The organism is Armatimonadota bacterium, assembly GCA_036504095.1.
Classification (GTDB): domain Bacteria; phylum Armatimonadota; class DTGP01; order JAKQQT01; family JAKQQT01; genus DASXUL01.
This window is the reverse complement of sequence record DASXVS010000071.1, coordinates 305,057-326,794: the sequence shown is the minus strand read 5'-3', so window position 1 is coordinate 326,794 and position 21,738 is coordinate 305,057. Positions and strand designations below refer to the sequence as shown.

General features: G+C 62.3%; 13 protein-coding genes. 11 read left to right on the top strand and 2 right to left on the bottom strand.

The window, feature by feature from the left end; all coding sequences use genetic code 11:
• The first annotated feature begins 19 nt into the window (after positions 1–19).
• The 5 genes from VGM51_16960 (at position 20) to VGM51_16940 (ending at position 6,508) form a co-directional block, all read left to right on the top strand.
• On the top strand, positions 20–2,449 hold the full coding sequence (locus tag VGM51_16960; GenBank protein ID HEY3414731.1) for a GxGYxYP domain-containing protein: 2,430 nt from the start codon (positions 20–22) through the stop codon (positions 2,447–2,449).
• A gap of 70 nt (positions 2,450–2,519) precedes the next feature.
• Positions 2,520–3,809: an extracellular solute-binding protein gene (locus VGM51_16955; GenBank protein HEY3414730.1), complete on the top strand. Its 1,290-nt coding sequence runs from the start codon at positions 2,520–2,522 to the stop codon at positions 3,807–3,809.
• Complete coding sequence (locus VGM51_16950) at positions 3,806–4,741, top strand: sugar ABC transporter permease (GenBank protein ID HEY3414729.1); 936 nt, start codon at positions 3,806–3,808, stop codon at positions 4,739–4,741. The genes VGM51_16955 and VGM51_16950 overlap by 4 nt, the downstream gene beginning before the upstream one ends.
• Positions 4,741–5,613, top strand: coding sequence for a carbohydrate ABC transporter permease (locus VGM51_16945; GenBank protein HEY3414728.1), 873 nt, complete (start codon positions 4,741–4,743; stop codon positions 5,611–5,613). Before VGM51_16950 ends, VGM51_16945 begins: the two co-directional genes overlap by 1 nt.
• Before the next feature lie 76 nt (positions 5,614–5,689).
• Entirely contained in the window at positions 5,690–6,508 is an 819-nt protein-coding gene (locus tag VGM51_16940; protein HEY3414727.1) for a prepilin-type N-terminal cleavage/methylation domain-containing protein, read from the top strand.
• 70 nt (positions 6,509–6,578) lie between these two features.
• Here VGM51_16940 and VGM51_16935 read toward each other — a convergent pair whose 3' ends face one another.
• Entirely contained in the window at positions 6,579–8,075 is a 1,497-nt protein-coding gene (locus VGM51_16935) for a hypothetical protein (protein HEY3414726.1), read from the bottom strand.
• A 199-nt stretch (positions 8,076–8,274) separates the two neighbouring features.
• Here VGM51_16935 and VGM51_16930 point away from each other — a divergent pair, with 199 nt between their 5' ends.
• From VGM51_16930 to ugpC, 5 genes are all read left to right on the top strand, one after another.
• Positions 8,275–12,660: a glycoside hydrolase family 38 C-terminal domain-containing protein gene (locus VGM51_16930; GenBank protein ID HEY3414725.1), complete on the top strand. Its 4,386-nt coding sequence runs from the start codon at positions 8,275–8,277 to the stop codon at positions 12,658–12,660.
• 102 nt (positions 12,661–12,762) lie between these two features.
• The gene (locus VGM51_16925) at positions 12,763–13,677 is read left to right on the top strand and encodes a phosphoribosylaminoimidazolesuccinocarboxamide synthase (GenBank protein ID HEY3414724.1); all 915 of its coding nucleotides are present in this window, start codon (positions 12,763–12,765) and stop codon (positions 13,675–13,677) included.
• The gene (locus VGM51_16920; protein ID HEY3414723.1) at positions 13,674–14,864 is read left to right on the top strand and encodes a cofactor-independent phosphoglycerate mutase; all 1,191 of its coding nucleotides are present in this window, start codon (positions 13,674–13,676) and stop codon (positions 14,862–14,864) included. Before VGM51_16925 ends, VGM51_16920 begins: the two co-directional genes overlap by 4 nt.
• Before the next feature lie 53 nt (positions 14,865–14,917).
• A complete protein-coding gene (locus VGM51_16915) occupies positions 14,918–16,180 on the top strand; it encodes a DUF1015 domain-containing protein (protein ID HEY3414722.1) in 1,263 nt (420 codons plus the stop codon).
• 323 nt (positions 16,181–16,503) lie between these two features.
• The gene (gene ugpC / locus VGM51_16910; GenBank protein HEY3414721.1) at positions 16,504–17,610 is read left to right on the top strand and encodes a sn-glycerol-3-phosphate ABC transporter ATP-binding protein UgpC; all 1,107 of its coding nucleotides are present in this window, start codon (positions 16,504–16,506) and stop codon (positions 17,608–17,610) included.
• Between the two features lie 111 nt (positions 17,611–17,721).
• Here the strand turns inward: ugpC and VGM51_16905 are convergent, their stop codons facing one another.
• On the bottom strand, positions 17,722–19,626 hold the full coding sequence (locus VGM51_16905; protein HEY3414720.1) for a GDSL-type esterase/lipase family protein: 1,905 nt from the start codon (positions 19,624–19,626) through the stop codon (positions 17,722–17,724).
• A gap of 504 nt (positions 19,627–20,130) precedes the next feature.
• Here VGM51_16905 and cimA point away from each other — a divergent pair.
• On the top strand, positions 20,131–21,717 hold the full coding sequence (gene cimA / locus VGM51_16900) for a citramalate synthase (protein HEY3414719.1): 1,587 nt from the start codon (positions 20,131–20,133) through the stop codon (positions 21,715–21,717).
• Positions 21,718–21,738: the final 21 nt, after the last annotated feature.

Genomic DNA, 21,738 nt, shown 5'->3' with positions numbered 1-21,738 from the left:
GTTCCGGAGGACAGCACGAATGAGGCGCTTGACACTTCGATTGGCCCTGGCCGGCTCGGGACTCCTGACCGCCGGCATTACCGGGGCGGCCGCTCAGCGGGCGCCCGCCGCGGTCCTCAGCGGCAAACCGAATAACCTCGTCTGGAAAGCCGGGATGCCTCATGGTCCGGCGCCGCTTCGTCAGTCGAAACCTCCGGCGAAAACCCTCCTGGTGCTTGACATCGAGCATCTTTCCGCGGATTGGCAGCGCGCGGCGTTGTCGCTCCAAGGCATCGTGAACCGGACCAAGCCGGAGATCTACTGCATCCAGAGCGATATGGATGAAGTCTGGCTCAAGCGGATGGTGGGGCGCGGTTGGGTGAAGGGGACGCAGCGCGTCAACGCGCCCGCGGACCTGGTGAAGCGATTTCAATCGCGCCTGCGGGGTGTTATCGTCACCGATCCGGGCCTTCCCGCTTCGGTGAACGTTGCCTTCACGGCCGCCAGCGTGGAAAATGCCCTCGTTGTATCGCCTTCCATCGCCGAGACTCTGGGCATGAAGACCGTGCTGGACACCCGCGGAAAATGGGCCACAAACGCCGAAGCCTACTCGTGGGCCTTCGATACGTACTGGCCGCGCCTCAACCACGAGCTTCTCGCGGTGCTCGATCCGCGGACGTTGTCTCCCCGCGACTATATGGTCGAGAACAAGGGCTTCTGTTTCTGGATCACCGGTCCGGTGGATGGCGCGGACGAACACGCGTCTCCGACCGCGGAAGCAGTTCTCATGGAACGTCTGCTTGCCAGGATGCCGGTGAACATCCCGGTCCTCGGGTACCCGTATGCAGGCGAAGGAGTTGGCATCGCCGAAACGTCCGGCGTATCGCTGTTTGCGAAGTTCGGGAAGTACCTTATTGCGACCGATTTCGACGCCAACATGAGCGTTCACTCCGGCATCCCGGTCACGTCGTTCCGGCAGGCGCACCCGCCGGCGCCGAAATTGGACCAGAAGAATGTCTACGTGTCTTTCATCGTGTCGGATGGAGACAACCTTCAGGTCTACCAGCAGCACAGTTTCCCGGATATGTGGCGCAGCAGCGAGCGGGGCACCATCCCCATCGGGTGGAGCCTTTCACCGTCCGCCGCGAGACTGGTTCCGGGGATCGCGGACTGGTTCTATCGCGCCGCGACGCCCAACGACGAGTTTGTCGGCGCCGTCTCCGGGGTGGGGTACACCTACCCGGATGACTATGCCGAGCGATACGAGCCCGCCAGCCGCCGCCGCGTCTGGGAGGGTTTCCTGTCGCAGACGGCCGCCTCCATGAAGCAAATGGATATGCGTGACCTGTGGATCATGGGAGCGACGCGCGCGGCACTGTATAAGGACTACGCGGAGGCGATCCCCGGCCTGAACGCGTTGTACCCCGATTACGGCCGCCAGGTGACCGAATACGCCGACGCTACGTTTCCGACGGCGAAGGGCGTTCCCGTTTTCCGCGCCTCCACCAACTGGACCGGCGCCACGCAGGCGGAGCGCGTTCGGAACGCCGTGCAGGAGATTCGCGCCATCGTCCCCACCACCCGGCCGGCCTTCCTCCATGTGTTCGCGCAGAACTGGCAGGTGGACGTCCCGACGCTGAAGGCGCTTGCGAAGGCCCTAGGTCCGGATTATGTGCCGGTGAGGCCTGACCACCTCGGAGCCCTGTACCGGCAGTATCTGAAGAGCCAGCAGATCATTCTAACCGGTCCTAAAGAGCTCAACGCCATCGAAGGGCACCGGATCCGTATGTCGCTCAGCGCGTGCAATGTGACGTCGACCGGATTTTCCGCGAAAGCGTCGGCAACGGGTCCACTCCGGCCGGCTACCGATCGATGGGCTTTGGCGCCGTATCAACCGAACGCCATCACCCTGCAAGGTCTCCCCGGACTCACGAATTCGGTTTCGGTGTTCACGCTCAAATACCCCGGCGGCGCTCTCCGGCACAAGTCATCTATCCGCGTCACTCCCAAATCCGAGATTGTGGGGGAGATCCCTCCGGGAGCCCTTCGGGCGGCCGGAAGGTGGGACGCCATTGCGCTCCCGCATCGCTCCGGAACCGCCGTTCCGGACAAAGGAGCGACGAGCGGGATGGCGTGGGCTGTTGACCCGGCGATGACGGCCGCCAGCGGACCGGGCCACGTTGTCTACGGTCCGTACACCGTCTGCCCGCCCGGGCGTTACATCGCGCTGTTCCGAATCAAGCGAACCGGACCGGGGCAGGGGCCCATCGCGCATCTCGACGCGTCGGTCGCCGGGGGCGAGCAACCGCTCGTTCAGCGTCCCGTAACGGCAGAGGAAGCGCCGGTGGGGAAATACATTTCCGTTGCGCTGCCGTTCGAATACCCTGGCGGTAAACTCGAAACCCGGGTGGAATCGCTGGGCACGGCCGCCATAGCGATCGACTGCATTTCGCTCTATCAGATACAGTAGATTTCAGGACAGCCTATGGTTCTGCAATTGTCACTTGCTCTTTGGGCGGTTAGTGTTATATAACAATGGTATGGCCACGCGACGTTTAGGAATTCTTGTTGCGGCATCCCTCCTTCTGACGGCACTGTTCGCGTCAGGCTGCGGCGGTCCCAAACGGGGCGGCCCGGTCGAGGTCGTCTATTGGACGGGTTGGAGCGGGTTCGAACTCGACCTCATCCAGAAGATGGTCGACGAGTTCAACGCCGGGAACCCCGGCATCCACGTTCGCGTGCTCAGCGTCTTCGGTTCGTACGAGAAGGTGCGTATCGCGTTCGCGGGTGGAGATGTCCCGGATGTGTGCTCGGCGGTGTGGTCGGACGAACTGGCCGGCTATGCGATGCGCGGCGCCCTCACGCCGTTGGACGAGTACTTCAAAGCCAGCGGCCGGCGGCCGGACGAATGGGTGCCCGGCGCGTGGAAGATGCAGCAGTACCACAACCACACCTGGGGGCTCCTGGGCACGCTCACGGCGAATTTCATCGTATACAACAAGGCCGGATTTGAGGCGAAGGGCCTGAAACCGCCGACCAACCTTGCGGAGTGGGCGAAGGTCAATTCTGCGCTGATGATCCGGAACTCCAGGGGCGGATACAAGCAGTACGGGATGCGCCCGTCGAGCCTCCTCGATTGGGCCTACATTTTCGGCGGACACTGGTTTGAACCCGAGACGGGGAAGGTGACGGCTACGGACCCGCGAAATGTGGCGGCGCTTCGGTTTCTCCAGGATTTCGCAGAGAAGAACGATATCCGACGCATGGAGGTGTTCGAAAGCACTTTCGGCAGCCAGCAGACCCCGTCCGGCCCCTTTTTCACCGGAAAGCAGCAGATGATGCCGACCGGACCGTGGATCGCCCAATTCATCGACCGGTACGCGCCGAAGGGTTTCCGCTACGATGCTTTCGCCTATCCCGCGCCAGCGGGCGGACGGCCGGACTGCACTACCCTGAACGCCAGCGTTTTCGTCATCCCGGCGGCTTCGCGCCACAAGCAAGAAGCGTGGACGTTCCTCAACTGGTTCCTGAGCCCGAAGCAAAACAAACGATTCTGCGTGGGAATCAGCAACGGCTCTCCGCTGAAGGTTGTGGCAGCATCGCCCGAAATCCAGAGCCAGAAACTGCTGCGCTTCTCGGCGGAGATCGCGGGCGGCCCCAACGCGTTCGGGCCGCCGCAGATGCCAATCTGGCAGATGTACATCGCCGAGATTCAGCGCGCTGAGGACAAAGCCGTGCACGGGGGAGGCGATCCGGCGACGCTGCTGAAGGCGGTACAGGTGAAGATCGAGAAAGAACTCAAGCGCGCTCAGTTGGAGGCGGTCTATTGAGGCAGGAGACAGGAGTCAGGAGGCAGGACGCTGTCCGGAAACGAACCGGCACCCAGGAGCGGCGCAATCTGCGCAACGGCCTCCTGTTTGCGTCGCCGTGGATCATCGGTTTCCTCGTGTTCACCGCCTATCCGCTCCTGGCGTCACTGTATTACAGTTTCTGCAGTTACAGCGGGTTATGCGCACCGCACTGGATCGGCCTGGACAACTACCGCCAGATGTTCTTCGAGGACGACGTCTTCTGGAAATCGCTCTGGAACACGATGTACATGGTCGTCTTCGCGCTTCCGCTGGGCCTTATCGCTGCCCTGGGGCTTGCGTTGCTTCTCAACCAGAAGGTTCGGGGGATCACGATCTACCGGACCATCTACTACCTTCCGAGCCTCGTTCCGGCCGTGGCGTCCGCCATCCTCTGGCTGTGGTTGTTCAACCCCGAGATCGGCCTGATCAACACGGTACTTGGCAAGTTCGGCATCCCGGGGCCGGCGTGGCTTGGCGACCCGATCTGGGCGAAGCCCGCGATGGTGTTGATGGGCGTGTGGGGCGCCGGCGGCGGCGTCATCATCTACCTTGCCGGCCTGCAGGACGTCCCCACGTCGCTCTATGAGGCCGCCGCGCTGGACGGGGCCGGCGTCTGGAGCAAATTCTGGCACGTAACGCTGCCCATGATCTCGCCGATCATCTTCTTCAACCTCATCATGGGCATCATCGGAATGTTCCAGTACTTCACGCAAGCCTACGTGATGACCAAGGGAGGCCCGCAGGACTCGACGATGTTCTACGCCCTTCACCTGTTCATGGGCGCCTTCGTGGACTGGAAGATGGGCTATGCCAGCGCGATGGCCTGGGTGCTGTTCGCGATTACGCTGGTCTGCTCGCTTGTGGTGATGAAGAGCAGCGCGCGGTGGGTCTATTACGGAGGGGGCGACTGATGCAGGATTCCTCAAGGATTCAGGAACCAGTCCTCCGGCCGCGGAAGAGGCCCCGCACGCGCCCGTCCACCGTCGTTGCGCACATCGTGCTCCTGTCACTCGCCGTCATCTTCGTGGCGCCGTTTTATTGGCTCGTCGTGACTTCGCTGAAGACGGACCGGCAGATATTCGAGGTGGACAAGTGGTTCCCGCAGCCCGTGATGTGGAGCAACTACGTTCGGGCGGTTCACTATATCCCGTTCGCCCAATATACCTTCAACACGCTCATCATCTGTTTCGCCAGCATCTTCGGCACCGTTCTTTCGTGTTCACTCGTCGCCTACAGCTTCGCGCGAATCCCCTGGAAGGGACGCGACACCCTTTTCATCATCGTCCTCGCAACGCTTATGCTGCCCGGCCAGGTGACGATGATCCCGGTGTTTATGATCTTCAAATGGCTTCACTGGATCGGCACGTATAAGCCGCTCATCGTGCCAACCTTCTTCGGAAGCGCCTTTTTCGTCTTTCTGCTGCGCCAGTTTTTCCGGTCCATCCCCGCGGAACTCAGCGAGTCCGCGCGCATGGATGGAGCAACGGAACTGGGGATTTACAGCCGGATCATCATGCCGCTCAGCAAGCCGGCGCTTGCTACCGTGGCCCTCTTCACCTTTATCGGGGCGTGGACCGACTTCATGGGCCCGCTCATGTATCTGAACGACCCGAACAAGTATACACTCAGCATCGGCCTCCAGCAGTTCGTGAGTCAGCACGGCGCTGAGTGGAGCATGCTCATGGCCGCCAGCACGATTATGGCAATGCCCATCCTCGTGCTTTACTTCCTTGCACAGAAGACCTTCGTGGAAGGCATTACGCTTACCGGAATTAAGGGCTGAGGGGGGAGGGATGAGGGCCGAGAGGTGGACACTTACCTCAGCCCCCAACCCTCGGCCTTCAGCCCTGGAGACGAATATGAAAACACTCGCAAGACGTTCCCGGCGCGGAGCCGGTTTCACACTCATCGAATTGCTGGTAGTGATCGCGATCATCGCGATCCTGGCGGCGATCCTCTTCCCGGTATTCGCGAAGGCCCGCGAACGCGCCAAAATGATCGCCTGCCTTTCCAACACGAAACAGCTGGCCAATGCCCTTCATATGTACCTGGATGATAACGACGGACGGCTGATGTATAATCCGTATGCCCCGACGGACAACCCCGGCGGAAGGCAGGCGAATTTTATCGTTTGCCTTGAACCATACGTGAAATCCACCGACGTGTGGGCCTGCCCGAGCATCACCCTGAAAACCTCCAATGCGTATGTACCACACAAGACCTACTGGATCCCGACAGACTACCCGGTCGACCTGACCAAGTACAAGAACGTGGGCTACTCTTACAACGAGCCCATGATAGGATGGGGCGGCCGCAGCCAGACGCCTGGAGCCGGCAAAGGCTCGCCCGCGCTCATCACCAAGGTGAGATCTCCGTCCGATGTTGGCATCTTTGGCGACGGCGAGTTCCCTTATTCCTACGGTATCTGGGTCAACAACAACGGCGGCTTCAAAGACGAAGTCGGGAAATATGACGGCGTGACCGGTTATGTCTACTGGCCCTGGTCCACACCTCCGCCCAATGATGGCGGGTGGTTCTACGGCCTGACGCGCCACATGGGCGGAAACAATTTCGTGTATCTGGATGGCCACGCCGGCTACAGCAAACCGGTGAAATGCAACCCAAGCGGAAGCCAGCCGTACCAGTACGGCTATTACCCGAAGGTCCGCGTGCTGTAGCGGACAAACCAGAACGGGACTCCGGCGAGGCGCCGGAGTCCCGTTTCTGAAACAGCCTCGATGCTTTCCGCTACGGCTCCAGCCCCGCCGCCTTCCTGGCAACGCGCACCGCGTCGAGAATATCGACGACACTGAACGAACTCCCCGTGGTTACCACATTCAGCCGCGTCAACTGAGCGCCCGTCAGCACATCCAGTCCGCCAGCGGCGCGAAGGGTACCCAATTTGTCCCCCGTTGTGAACGGCGGAGCGGCGAAAAGAGCGCTTCGCACGAAGACATCGCCCGCGCCGTTGGTGTCCGCCGCGACGAGGTTGGACGCCCATGACTCGAACGCCACCGAGCTCCCGTCACCGCTGAGGGATGGGGGGTACATCGGCCCCGACCAGCCGTTCCCCTGCGCGGAGGCGGAATCGAGCGACGCCAGGGCCGTGCGTCCAAGCCAGAGGTCACGGATGAACAGGTCCGCGGCGCCGTTGACATCGCCGGCCGTCAGATTGGAAGCGAGCGATGCAAAGGCGACGTACCGGGCGTCCGCGCTGAGGCAAGGCGAGAAGGACGCATCATTCCCGATGGTCCCGCTGCTGTCCGCCGAGGCCAGAACCGTCCACCCGGACTGCATGTCGTGTACGAAAACGTCGGCGGATCCGTTGGTGTCGGCGGCCACGAGGTTGGAGGCGTTCGACAGGAACGCTACGTAGCGCCCATCCGCACTCAGCGACGGAGTATAGTCCGACCAATCGTTGCCTGGCGTGCCGTCTGAAGCCGTGGATGCCAGCGAGACGCTTCCCGACTGAAGGTCGCAGACGAAAATGTCCGCGGCGTCGTTCGCGTCATTCGGCGACAGGTTGGATGCGGCGCTTGCGAAGGCTACAAACTTGGCGTTGGCGCTGATGCAGGGGTACCCCGACGGGCCGTTGCCCTCCGTGCCGTCCGGCGCGACGGAAACGCGACGCGTGACGCCCGTCTGCGTATCGCGCACGAACACGTCCGAAGCGGCGTTCGTGTCCCCTGATACAAGATTCGACGCGTTGGACGCAAAGGCCACGTAGCGGCCGTCCGCACTGATGGAAGGCGCGAAACTGTTATCGTTCCCGGGAGCGCCGCCGGAATCCAACGAAACGCACGTAGTGACGCCGGCGGCCAGATCGCGAACGAAAACATTGGTGACACCGTTGGCGACGCCCGGAACCAGATTGGACGCGTTCGAAGTGAAGGCCACATAACGGCCGTCAGCGCTTATGGATGGCGCATCCCATTCGTCGGAGCCGCTGTTCGCCTCTGAGCCGTCCGAAGCGATGGACACGCGCGCCGTTGTGCGGGCTGCGGTGTCCCGGACGAAGACGTCGTTGGACCCGTTCGTGTCACCGGTCACAAGATTGGGCGCGTCCGAAATGAACGCCGCGTATCGGCCGTTCGCGCTCAGGGCGGGACTGCCGGAACGGGCGGTGCCCTGCGCGCCTGCCGGGCCGACGGATGCGCGGTCGGTAACAGGGGATGCCGCCACGTGGACTGTAGCGAGGCAGAGTGCTGCCGCAAGTGACGGACCAAGTCTGGGCGAGGTATGCATACAGGCGCTCCATTCCAGCTGAATGAGACGGTGGGCGGGTCCGATGATAGATGACCCTGGATTATTATATCACCCGAAGGAGCACAGATTTTTGATGCAGTCGGTGAAATTGGGACACCATATCTTGATAACGCGGCGCCTCTCGCGCATTCCGGCCCCACCTTGGGGCCGGCCATTTCGCCTCTACAGGCAGGTATTCATGAAAAAGGCCATTCTTGTTTTGATGCTTGGTGTTCTGCCCGGCACGCTCTGCCATGCCGCGCCGCCGCCCGACTGGAAACCGCCCGCACGCAGCGCCTACGACATCACGAAGGACAAAGTCCTTTACGAAGTGGGCTATGCGCATCTGGACACTCAATGGCGGTGGACATATCTGGACACGATTCGGGATTACATCCCGAGGACGTTGAACGATAATTTCACGCTGTTCGACAAGTACCCGGACTACACCTTCTCATTCACCGGTTCCAACCGATACCAGATGATGAAGGAATATTACCCGGCCAGTTACGCGCGGCTGAAGCAGTACATCGATCTGGGACGCTGGCACGTCGCCGGTTCTTCGGTCGAGGAAAACGACGTCAACACACCTTCGGCCGAATCGATTATCCGTCAGATCCTCTACGGCAATCACTACTTCCGCCGGGAGTTTGGTACCGAGAGCGTTGACTACCAGCTCCCCGACTGCTTCGGTTTCCCCTGGTCGTTGCCATCCATCCTGGCGCATTGCGGCCTGAAGGGGTTTGCGACTCAGAAGCTGACCTGGGGCTCCGCGGTGGGCATTCCGTTCGCGGTCGGCCGATGGTACGGCCCGGACGGCCGGTACATTACGTCCGCGCTTGACCCGGGCGGCTACGGCTCGACGATAACGTCGGATCAGAGCAATTCTTCCTCAGAGCTCACGCGGATCAATAATCTGGGCGCATCATCCGGCATCTTCGTGGACTATCGCTACTTCGGAACCGGAGACGTGGGGGGCGCGCCGACGGACGGATCGGCGCAGTACGAGCAAACGTCGGTCCGGGGAACGGGGCCCGTCACGGTAGTGTCCGCGCCTTCCGACTGGATGTTCAGGGATCTGTCGCCCGCTCAGACCGCCGCGATGCCGAGTTACACGGGGGATCTGCTCCTCACGCAGCATTCCGCCGGTTCCATCACGTCGCAGGCGTACATGAAGCGCTGGAACCGCAAGAACGAACTGCTGGCCGATGCGGCGGAACGCGCCGCTGTCACAGCGGACTGGCTGGGCGGAGCGACCTACCCGCTGGGGTTCATGAACGAGACCTGGCGGCTCATCCTTGGCGCTCAGTTCCACGACATCCTGCCCGGCACGAGCCTACCGAAGGCGTACGAATACTCATGGAACGACGAGACCGTCGCGTTGAACCGGTCCGCGGGAGTGCTTACCGATTCAGTGGGAGCCATCACCCGCGCGCTGGACACGACGGCGACCGGCGTACCGGTGGTTGTCTACAACCCGCTGTCCATCGCGCGTGAAGACGTAGTGCAGGCAACGGTTCAGTTTCCAGCGACACCGGCCGCCGTCCGGGTTTACGGCCCCAACGGTGTCGAGGCGCCCTCGCAACTGGTCAGCGCAGCGGACGGCAAGGTCACCGTGCTGTTTCTCGCCCGGGTACCGAGCGTTGGCGCCGCGACGTACGACGTGCGCCCGGCCGACCTGCCAACGGCCATCTCCACAGGGTTGAGCGTGACATCCAACACGCTTGAGAATCAGCGTTACCGGGTAACCCTCGACACAAATGGAGACGTCTCGTCCATCCTCGACAAACCGAACAACCGGCAGATGCTGTCCGGCCCAGCGCGCCTCGCGCTCAAATACGAGCAGCCCGCGGATTGGCCCGCGTGGAATATCGATTGGGCCGACCAAAGCGCTCCACCGATCGGATATGTGACCGGCCCCGCAACCGTTCGCATCGTAGAAAACGGCCCTGTGCGCGTTGCCCTTGAAGTAACGCGACAGACGGGCAGTTCGAAATTCGTCCAGGTGATCCGCCTGGCCGCGAGCGCCGCGGGAAACCGGGTGGAGTTCGACAACACCATCAATTGGAACGAGCGCAAAACCACGTTGAAGACCGAGTTCTCGCTGGCGGTCTCCAACTTGAACGCCACGTACAATATGGGTCTCGGCACCGTCCAGCGGTCGACCAACAACTCGGTGAAATACGAGGTGCCCTCGCACGAGTGGTTCGATCTCACCAACACGACCGGCGACTACGGTGTCTCCGTGCTGGAAGACTGCAAAATCGGCTCTGACAAGCCGGACGATCACACACTGCGGCTGACGCTGATCAGGACTCCCGGCGCCAATTCCTATACCGATGAGGCCACACAGGACGTGGGCCGGCACCGGGTCCTCTATGCCCTGGAGGGACACTCGGGCGATTGGCGCAACGGAAATACCCAGTGGGAAGCGGCCCGGCTCAACCAGCCCCTGATGGCATTCCAGGCCGATCCGCATGCGGGCAGCGCAGGCCGGTCCTTCTCGCTCCTGAGCGTCAATTCCTCCCAAGTCAGGATCGTGGCCGTAAAGAGGGCGGAAGACAGCGATGAGATCATCGTCCGTCTTCAGGAGATGAGCGGATCGCCCGCCAACGTGACGCTTTCCGCTGCTGCGCCAATCGTCTCGGCGCGTGAAGTCACGGGACAGGAAGACGCGCTCGGTCCGATCGCGATCACGAACGGCGTATTCAGCGTCTCGTTGGGCGCTTACAGCCCCAGAGCGTTCGCGATCCGTCTTGGTGCTCCGACAACGAAACTGGTACCGCCCGCCAGCAGACCGCTGGCTCTGCCGTATGACATCCAGGCGCTGGGTTACGATGGAACCGCGGTCGCCAAGGGGATGGACGGCAACGGGTACACCTACCCCGCCGAACTATTCCCTTCGACAATCGACAGGGCAGGGGTCAAGTTCCGCCTGGCGCGGTCCGCGCCAGGCGCCCGGACCGCGCTTTCCTGTCAGGGACAGACCATCCCTCTGCCAACGGGCCGGTTCGGAAAGATATACCTCCTCGCCGCTTCCGCAAATGGGGACACCACGGGCACTTTCCGCGTCGGCGGAAAGGTGACGCCGCTCACGGTTCAGAACTGGAGCGGATACGTTGGCCAATGGGACAACCGTCTGTGGTCGCCGCCGGCCGGGTCGCCGAACCTGCCGCCGCTTGACGGCGGTATCTACGGCCTGCAGGCTGCCTACATCAAGCGCGATCCGATCGCTTACGCGGCCACACACCGGCATACCGCGGCCGGGGCGAATGACTACTACCAGTACGCCTACGTCTTCGAGTACGCATTGGACGTACCCGCGGGCGCGCACAGCATCACCCTCCCGAACGCCCCGAACATCGTGGTTTTCGCCATGACCGCGGCTTCGAACACCAACGATGGTTCCGTTCCGGCGCAGCCGCTGTATGACACATTCGATTACGCGGACTCTACACCCACCCTCAATCCCTCGTCCGGCACTTTCACCGACGCCGTGCAGGTGGCTGTGATCCCGTCCCTCTACGACACCACGGCAACCCTTCGATACACGACGGACGGCTCGACACCCGCGTCGTCATCCCCTGCTTACGCTTCGCCCATCTGGCTCACGCGGCAAACCACGCTGAGCGTACAGGCTTTCCATGGCTCCACGCCAGTCGGAAACGTTGTCTCTGGCGTCTACACGGTGAATGACACCACGGCGCCGCGAATCACCGGTGTGTCCGCGTTGGCGGGATCGACACTCATCCAGGTTGCGTTCTCCGAACCTGTCTCGGCTGCGACAGCCTCGGTGAAGACCAACTATCAGATACCCGGGCTCACGATTCAGAGCGCCACCCCGTCATCCGATGGACTCACCGTTGACCTGGCCGTGACTCCCGCTCCGGTGGGGGGCTCGAACTATGCGCTGAAGATCAACAACGTGAAGGACCAGTCCGCCGCCGGAAACACGCTCAATATGACCACCGGGTACCCGTTCACGGCCGCCTCACCGGTCATCAGTGTCTCCGGAGGCTCCAGTGCGAGCGCTCCGAGCGTTCAGCCGTCCGGATTCACGGTCACGGTCACCGGCGCCCCCGCTCCGACGGCGGGTCCCCACGGCACCGCGCTCTCGTTCAACGGTTCCAACGACGCGATCACCGTCAACGACCAGTCTTCGCTCAACCCGACCGCGGCGATCACGCTTTCGGCGTGGATCAATGCGACCAACTGGGCCGGGAACCGGCGCGTGCTCCAGAAGGGCTCATCGGACAACCAGTATCGGTTCCTCGCCGAGACCGGGCTGTTCAAATTCGACCTGACCGGCGTGGGCACCGTAACGTGTGCGTTGCCATCAACCGGCGCCTGGCACTACATGGCCGGAACCTGGGACGGCAAGACCATGCGCCTCTACGTCGATGGTGTCGTTACGGCGCAGGCTTCCGCGACCGGATCGATCGCCGTAACCAACAACTCCCTGAACTTCGGGACGAAGACTACTTCGGCCCCGGGCGGCGATCATTTCCTCGGGCTTCTCGCCGACGTGCGAGTGTATAACCAGGCCGTCTCGGCAAGCCATATCCGGACCCTCGCCGGACTCTGAGCACGGACAACAGCCATGGGAGATCGGCCGCGCGAGGCCGGTCTCCCATGGACATCTCCCGGGCGATTGACCCCCTCCGTCAGCCTCCGCTAAGTTTACGGTATGGATAACTCAATCGTTCTTCAGACTGACCTCCCATTTTCGGTCTTTCGGCGCGGCAAGGTGCGCGATGTGTACGACCTCGGCGACGAACTCCTTCTGATCGCCTCGGACCGCATCTCGGCGTTTGACTGCGTGATGCCCAACGGCATACCGGACAAAGGCCGCGTCCTCACTCAGACTTCGCTTTTCTGGTTCAGAACGCTGGACGCCGCGAAGCCGAACCACGTTGTGGGCGAATGGAACGACGTTTGCGGCCGATACGGCGCAAAGCCGGACCCGTCGCTCGCCGGGCGCGCGATCGTGGGCGTCAAGACCCAGGGCCTCCCCATCGAGTGCGTTGTCCGCGGATACATCAGCGGCAGCCTGTGGAAGGAATACTCCACGGCGGTCAAAGCCGCGCCCGGCAAGCCCGTGCTGCTCCACGGCTATGAGCTTCCGCCGGACCTTCGCGAGAGTGACCGGCTGCCGGAGCCCATTTTCACCCCCGCGACAAAGGCCGAGGAAGGTCACGACATCAACATCAGCTACGCGCAGGCGGCCGAAATCGTCGGAGAAGACGTTGCCGCCGAGGTCCGCGCGCGCAGCCTCGGATTGTACAACGCCGCCGCCGACTACGCCCGGACCCGGGGGATCATCATCGCCGACACCAAATTCGAATTCGGGACGAAGGACGGCGCAATCATCCTCATCGACGAGATACTCACGCCGGATTCGTCGCGATTCTGGCCGGCGGATTCGTACGAGCCCGGCCATGGCCAGCCAAGTTACGACAAACAATTCACACGGGACTACCTGGAGACGCTGGACTGGGACAAAACGCCGCCCGCCCCTGAACTGCCGGCCGAAATTGTGGAGAAGACCGCCGCGAAATACCGCGAGGCGTACGAACGCCTGACGGGAAGGCCGCTTTCGTGAAGAAGATCATCCTCCAGATGGACGGGTGTTCCGACCTGCCGATCGAGGAACTGGACGGCAAGACGCCCATGGAGGTCGCCCGCACGCCGAACCTGGACCAACTGGCGGCCCGGGGCCGCGTTGGCCGAACGACGCCGGCGCCGTACGACATGGAACTGGGCAGCGATATCGCTAACATGTCGCTCCTCGGCTACGATCCGCACAGGTATTACACAGGCCGCGCGCCGATTGAAGCCGCAAGCATGGGAGTCCCTGTCGAGGGCCGCGACGTTGCCTTCCGCGTGAACCTCGTGAGCGTGGACGGCGAGAAGATGCTGGACCATTCCGGGGGCAACCTCACCACGGAAGAGGGCAGGGAACTGATCGAGTTCCTCTCGCGGAAGGTGTTCTACAACAACGACACGCGCCATCTCTATCCGGGCGTGGGCTACCGGCACCTGATGGTGTGGACGGACGGGCCTGACGATCTCCGCTGCACGCCGCCGCACAACATCGTGGGGCAGCATTTCGTGCGTGCCATGCCGGAAGGCGAAAAGGACCAGTCGATCCGCCGCAAGATGTGGGACTCGTACGAGGTCCTTCTGGATCACCCGGTCAACCAGAAACGTGTCGATGCGGGAAAACTGCCCGCCAATATGATCTGGCCGTGGGGGCCGGGACGGACGCCGACCCTGCCGCTCTTCAGCACCCAGCACGGCTGCCAGGGCGTCATGATCGCCGCTGTGGACCTGATGAAGGGTCTGGGCAAACTCGTCGGGCTGTATACGCCCAACGTCCCCGGCGCCACCGGCTACGTGGACACCAATTACACCGGCAAAGCGGAGTACGCATTGAGCGCCCTCCGGGAGGGCCGCGATTTCGCGTTCATCCATCTCGAGGGTCCCGATGAGGCCGGCCATAGCGGAAACCTCGAAGAGAAAATCCTGGCCATCGAACGCATCGACAAGGAGACGCTCGGTCCGCTGTTGAGCGGCATGGGCGAGATGGGCGATTTCCGATTCCTGTGCCTCCCTGACCACAGCACTCCGATAAAGCTTCGCAAGCACGACGCCTACGATGTTCCGTTCCTCTTATTCGACACTCAGGCCGAACGTTCCAACAGCCTGCCCTTTGATGAGCGCGGCATGCGCGACACGAACTTCGTGGTGCCCGAAGGCCACCACCTCATTGACCTTCTTTTCCAGTGAGGACGTCAACACTCTTAGGCTCACTGACCCGCTCGCGCATCGGATAGCCCTTTATGCCAGATATTCAACCCTTCGCCGCTGTGCGCTACAACCCGGACGTCGTCCCGCTCAAGAGCGTGGTCGTGCCGCCCTATGACGTGATCAAGGAGGCGGAGCGTGCCCGCCTGGCCGCGGAGCCGTTCAGCGGTGTCCAGTTGACCCTGGCGCCCTCGAGAGAAGGCGATACCGGCGCCGACAACCGCTACACCCGCGCGCGCGACCGTTTCGAGCAGTGGCGCCGCGAGGGCGTTTTGATCCAGGACGACCGGCCTTGCCTGTATGTGCTCGCGCAGGACTTCGAATGGCGTGGCAAGGCGTACCGCCGCAGTCATCTGGTGTGCGCGTGCCGGCTGCATGAGTGGGACGAGGCGGTCATCCTCCCGCACGAGCAGATACTCCAGGGGCCGAAGGATGACCGCCAGCGCCTGATCGAGACGACCAGGGCTAACTTCGAGCCGCTGTTCGGCCTTACCCTCGGCAACGGCGAGACCTTCCGCGCCGCGTTGAGGGAAAATTCACAGGGCGAGCCCATCGCGGACGTAACCCTGCCGACCGGGGAGCGCAATCGCGTCTGGCGGATAGACCATCCCGCGGCCATCGCCGCGATCCAGGCCGACCTCAAAGAACGGCAGGTTATCATCGCGGATGGCCATCACCGATACACGGCATCGCTGGGGGTGAAGAGGGATCTGAACGCAACTGCGGGGCCCGGCCCGTGGGATTACGCGATGATGACCCTGGCGGCGATGGACGATCCGGAGCTGCTGGTCTTGCCGACGCACCGAATCGTGACCGGCATCTCAACCGAGTTCGACGCCGTCATCGAGTCGCTGGACGAGTTCTTCGCCATCGAGACATTCGATTCACCTCGCGAGGTCGAGGAAGCGATGGAAGCGAGCGAAGGCATCGCGATCGGGATGCTGGCGGCAGGTCAGGGGAATTACCTGCTTACGCCGTGGCGTCCGGAGGAAATCGGCGACCGTATCGAGGGCAAACACAGCAAAGCGTGGCGGTCCCTGGATGTGTCGATCCTGCACGGCATCGTTATGGCCCGTGTGCTGGGGCTGGGTTCCGGCGAGAGCCCGCATATCAGTTACACGCGCGATCCGGCCGAGGCGATTCAATCCGTCGCGAACGGCGCCGCTTTCGCGTTCCTCCTGAAGCACACGCCAACCGACGCGGTGAGGGTGATCGCCCTCGGCGGCGAGACGATGCCTCAGAAATCCACGTTCTTTTATCCGAAACTCCTCACGGGCCTGCTGATGCGCGTCTGGTGACGGTCGCACGAGGCAGCGCCACCGCCCTCATTCGCCCCGATATGCGTTTGAACCGGCGTGCGTCGCGTAGCAGCTTCTAACGGCCGGCCACCATTTCCATTAGCCGCAGCGCTTTGTACACAATACGCATGGCCCCTTAAATCTATGATAATGGGCCACGCCGGGCTTCCCCGTTGGGGACGTGCGGACGAACCCGCCGGCCCGGCATCCAGAAGCAGCCAGTAGTCAGTAGTCAGCAGTCAGTAGAACGTAGCGGTGCCCGCATCGCTTCGTCTCCTGTCTTCTGCCTCGCGTCTTCCGACTGCTCCTCCTCAGGAGGCACAATGGCAACAGTTACACTGAAGGAACTCACCAAGTCCTTCAAGACCATCACCGCCGTCAACAAGATGAACCTCGACATCAAGGACGGCGAATTCATGGTCTTCGTTGGTCCCTCGGGTTGCGGAAAAACCACCGCGCTCCGCATGATTGCCGGCCTGGAAGAGCCCACGGACGGCGAGATCTACATCGGCGAACGCCTCGTCAATGACGTATCCCCGAAAGACCGCGACATCGCGATGGTCTTCCAGAATTACGCCCTCTATCCGCACATGACCGTGTTTGACAACATGGCCTTCGGCCTCAAGCTCCGCAAGGTGCCGCGGCAGGAGATCAAGACCCGCGTTGATGAAGTCGCCCGCATGCTCGGGTTGGAGCAGTTGCTGGACCGCAAGCCCAAGGCGCTTTCCGGCGGCCAGCGCCAACGCGTCGCCCTGGGCCGCGCCATCGTCCGCCAGCCGCTCGTCTTCCTGATGGACGAACCGCTCTCCAACCTCGACGCCAAACTTCGCGTGCAGACCCGGTCCGAGATTATCAAGCTGCACCGACGTCTCGGCGTGACCACCATCTATGTGACGCACGACCAGGTGGAAGCCATGACGATGGGTGACCGCATCACGGTCATGAAGGACGGCGTGATCCAGCAGGTTGACTCGCCGTTGAGCCTTTACAACCAGCCAGTCAACATGTTTGTCGCCGGATTTATCGGCAGCCCCGCCATGAACTTCGTCTACGGCAAGGTTGAGGACGAGGGCGGCGCCGCGGTTTTCAATGCCGGCGCCATCAAGGTGAAGCCGGTAGGCAGGCTCGCCGAAAGCCTCAAGGCTTACGTGGGCAAGGAGATCGTGTGGGGCGTTCGCCCAAGCGATATCTTTGCGAAAGTCACGCGACCGGATCTGGTGAATGGCACGGGCAACGAGTTCACCGCCCTCGTTGATGTCCGTGAAATTATGGGCGACCGCGCGTACCTTTACCTGATGGCGGGCAACCACCCGATCGTCGCGGACGTCGATTCAGAGACCCCGCTCAAGGAACAGGCAAACACCGACTTCGTTGTGGACATCGACCGCACTCACGCGTTCGACCGCGAAACAGAGCAGGCGATCTTCTAGGGCGGAATTGGGATATGAGAATTGAGGCTTGAGAACGGCGATGCCGTTCTCAAGCCTCTTTCTTCCTGCCGCCGGCCGTGTTCGGGGCCGCTGCCCAGGCTGCGCGCGGTGCTACGGCGCAGTGCGGGTGTACTGGATGCCTCTGGAGGTGATCTCGTTGACAACGAGGTCCGGGCGGTCCGTTGCTGCGGCTAGGCTGCCACGGTACGGCGACTGCGCGCGCTCGACCACCCCGATGAACGGCGCAAACTCATAGAAGAACGCCTGCTGCATGTCCATCGTGCCCCAGTCACCGCGCAACAGCGCGATGTCGAGGCGCGCGCGCACCGCCTTTGACCAGGTCGAACCGGGCGCGACGATCGTAAAGTCCCCTGCCGCGGGCGTATAGTGGTCAGCGCGGTCCAGAACCGTTCCCGTTGCGATCACGGACTGCGAAGGAATGCCGGAAAATGCCCCCGTGGTGCTTGCCGCCCAGGGCGCTGCGGGCCCGCGAGCGGCGGACGCGTCCAGGAGTTTCAATGGGGACATGAATTCGAGGCGGTGGTCACCGAACGCCTGCGGATAATCCACGTAGAGGGCGTAAATGCTGCCGTCGATCCCCTTGAATGCGGCGAGAACGCTGCCGTCGCTTCCGGCAATCCTCGTCACGGTGTAGCCGCGACGCTCTTCCACGGCATCCGTGACAAAGCGCACCTGATGGTTAGCGTCACCGGTGAGGCCCGAGATGTCCGTTGCCACCACGAGGTCGGGTTTGATCAGCGGTGCGGCCGGATCGGCGACGTGCAGCGGCCAATAGTCCACGTAGGCCGGCGGGTTGGCATCGTTGCCGGCCGCCCGCGCCGTGAGGACCGTGAGATCCTTCGAGTCGATTGTACCGTCTCCGAAGGTCACGGACGGCACCGTTGGCGAGACGTCACCAAGGCCGCGCGTGTGGATTCGTTCGAGGATGGCCGGGTCCGTCACCAGCCCGGCCATGGATCGGCTGACGAGGAGGGCATCGACGATGTCTACGTGGCCGTCGCCATTCACATCGCCATAGTCCTGACGAACAGGCCCGGCGGTGCCGGCGTCGATCTGTCCGCCGGAGAGCAGCAGCAGCCTCATCGTGTCGTTTGAGTCGACGACCCCGTTGCCGATGGTTGTCTGGTTCACGACATTGGCTACGTCACCATACCGACGAATGCGATCCTGCTGCGCCGCGGTGAGCTGCGTCGGATCGGCCAGGTACCTGGTCATCAGGGCGACATCGGCGTCGGTAACCGCTCCATCTCCGTCCAGGTCGCCATAGGGATCGTTCACCGCCGTGGTTGTGGTTCGTGCGAGCAGTTCCGGTATGCCCGCCGCGATGACGCGGCGGTACAGAACGTCGTGCCCGGCATTGTTCAAATGAATGCCATCTCCACTGTCATAGCCCGAGGCGATAGTGCCGTCGGGCCGCGCGACGGTTGTCCAGAAATCGACCGACCGCTGACCGTAAATCATGCGAATCCAATCGCGCACTTCCTTCTGGGTGTTTCGCATAATCAGCGTCATATTGCGGGGCTGGGATGTGGCGATCCAGATCGGAACGTTCGCCTCACCCGCCACCCGGGCAATGGTTCTGTAGTTGGCCTCCTGCTCGGCGGCCGAAAACCCCATCGACGTATCGTTGGAAGGAAGATTCACGATCACCGCGTCCGGGTGGAGGGCCAGGGCTGCAGTGATATTGTGCTGTGGATCGGGAGAGGGCCGCCCTGTGAGAGGCGGGGTTCCAGTCGGCAGAACGTGGTAGGTGGTGTAGCCCGACACGGCGAGGTTGATAAATCGATTGCTAGGATCGAGCCCCTGAAGATAGGCCCCGTACCGGTAGGACCACGCCTGAGTGATCGGCGTCGCCCCAGCACCCCAGGCCGTTGACGATCCCAATACGACAACGATCAAACCGGACGTCTTCGCCGCATCCGCGACGGACGGGGCGCCGGCTAACAGAACACAGGCCAGAATGTAACACAGTCTTACGCGAAATATCGAACTCAATGGATGATACCTTTCCCCGAGAAAAATGCGGGGCATGCTGCGAGGCGCGCGAACCCGCGACCACGCTGTCAAGGCGTGGGCGCTCCGCACTGCCGACAGAACACACCTGTGCTTCCCAAAGAGCACCAAGTGGCCAGTTCTGATTTTAGACCAGGCAAGACCGAAAGACCACCTTCCCACGCGGCGACCGCGCGATCGCTTTCGACGCGGCCCCCCGCAAACCAACCTCACACCCAAAGCATCAGACTTGTCCCACGGTGCTTTGCAAGGGCCCCCCGTGTTGTGTTATAAGTAATGAACAGCACTCGCAAGACGGGATGTACAGTGAACTGTAGATATAAAACACAGATGATGGTGAGGGTTCCGGCGCTGATGACTCTGAGTCGTCGCGCCGAGGGTATTGGCGCGTCCGACCACTGAAAAGACCGTCGGCGCAGATACTCCGACGGCAGCGCGCCCCGGCCTCTCATCCCGAGGCCCACTACCGAGAAAGGACACCTGACCATGCAAGAATCTACCGGCTTCTCACTCGTTCGAGTGTATGATACTACCCTTCGCGACGGTTCCCAGGGCGAAGGGATCTCGTTTTCGATCGAAGACAAGATCAAGATCGCCCGCCGGCTCGACGCCTTCGGCATCCCCTATATTGAAGGCGGCTGGCCCGGGAGCAACCCGAAGGATATCGAGTTCTTCCGTCGCATCAAGGACATCCCCTTCCGGCAGGCGCGACTCGCGGCCTTCGGCAGCACACGCCGCGCCACCACCCACGCAGAGGATGACGCCATCCTCCGGCAGTTGCTGGAGGCGGAAACGCCGGTCATCACCATCTTCGGCAAGTCGTGGCGGCTCCACGTTTCCGATGTGCTCCGTGTGACGCCCGAGCAGAACCTCGAGATGATCCGGGATTCCGTGGCGTGGCTCAAGGCTAACGGGCGGGAGGTCATCTACGACGCCGAGCACTTCTTCGATGGCTATAAAGATGACCCTGGATATGCCGTGGCCGCGCTCAATGCCGCCGAAGAGGGCGGCGCGGACAGCCTGGTGCTCTGCGACACCAACGGCGGGTCGCTGCCTTGGCAGGTCGAAGAGATCGTGTGCGACGTTCTGGGAAAGGTGAAGGCGCCCATCGGGATCCACCCGCACAACGATGCCGAAGTGGGCGTCGCCAATGCCGTTGCCGCCGTTCGCGCGGGAGCGACCCAGGTGCAGGGCACAATGAACGGCATCGGCGAGCGCACCGGGAATGCCAACCTTACCTCCATCATCGCCATTCTTCAGCTGAAGATGGGAGTCCCGTGCATTCCGGAGGAGAGCCTGCGGGAGCTGACCCTTTTGTCGAACGCGGTTGACGAGATAGCCAACATCATCCCCAACGAGCGCCAGCCGTTTGTGGGGCGCAATGCTTTCGCGCACAAAGCCGGCGTGCACGTAGACGCCGTCGTCAAGAACGCGCTGTCCTACGAACACATCGCACCCGAGGCTGTGGGCAACGCGCGCCGGGTCCTCCTGTCGGAACTCAGCGGCGGCGCAACGCTGCAGCTTAAGGCGATGGAGTGGGGGGTCGACCTGAAAAAGAGCTCGCCAGAGACGAAAGCCCTCCTGACGCGGCTGGCGGAAATGGAACATGAAGGCTACGTGTTCGAAGACGCCGAAGCGTCGTTCGAGCTCCTTGTACGCCGCTCCGTCGGGAAAGTGCGGCCTCTGTTCGACCTGGACACCTTTCGGGTCATCGTTGAGCGGCGCGAAGGCCAGCCCACTACCGAAGCCACAGTGAAGATTCGCGCCTCAGGCCAACAGATTCTCACCGTGGCGGAGGGAGACGGACCTGTGAACGCGCTGGACGGGGCGCTGCGGAAGGCCCTGCTGCCCCTCTATCCGGAACTCGATCGTATCCGTCTCACCGACTACAAAGTCCGCGTGATCAACGGCGCCGCCGGTACGGCAGCCAAGGTGCGCGTCCACATCGAGACGGCCGAGGGCGCCGTATCGTGGAGCACGATCGGCGTTTCGGAGAATATCGTCGAAGCGTCGTGGCAGGCCCTCGTGGACGCTGTGATCTACGGGCTCCTGCGCCACGACTGGTCGGCTTAGTCGGAGTTAACCGCAGAGGAC

Excerpts from the sequence above, each read along its gene's own strand:
- VGM51_16960 (HEY3414731.1), top strand. The coding sequence starts at position 20 with ATGAGGCGCTTGACACTTCGATTGGCCCTGGCCGGCTCGGGACTCCTG.
- ugpC (HEY3414721.1), top strand. The coding sequence starts at position 16,504 with ATGGCAACAGTTACACTGAAGGAACTCACCAAGTCCTTCAAGACCATC.
- cimA (HEY3414719.1), top strand. The coding sequence starts at position 20,131 with ATGCAAGAATCTACCGGCTTCTCACTCGTTCGAGTGTATGATACTACC.
- VGM51_16955 (HEY3414730.1), top strand. The coding sequence starts at position 2,520 with ATGGCCACGCGACGTTTAGGAATTCTTGTTGCGGCATCCCTCCTTCTG.
- VGM51_16915 (HEY3414722.1), top strand. The coding sequence starts at position 14,918 with ATGCCAGATATTCAACCCTTCGCCGCTGTGCGCTACAACCCGGACGTC.
- VGM51_16945 (HEY3414728.1), top strand. The coding sequence starts at position 4,741 with ATGCAGGATTCCTCAAGGATTCAGGAACCAGTCCTCCGGCCGCGGAAG.
- VGM51_16925 (HEY3414724.1), top strand. The coding sequence starts at position 12,763 with ATGGATAACTCAATCGTTCTTCAGACTGACCTCCCATTTTCGGTCTTT.
- VGM51_16930 (HEY3414725.1), top strand. The coding sequence starts at position 8,275 with ATGAAAAAGGCCATTCTTGTTTTGATGCTTGGTGTTCTGCCCGGCACG.
- VGM51_16940 (HEY3414727.1), top strand. The coding sequence starts at position 5,690 with ATGAAAACACTCGCAAGACGTTCCCGGCGCGGAGCCGGTTTCACACTC.
- VGM51_16935 (HEY3414726.1), bottom strand. The coding sequence starts at position 8,075 with ATGCATACCTCGCCCAGACTTGGTCCGTCACTTGCGGCAGCACTCTGC.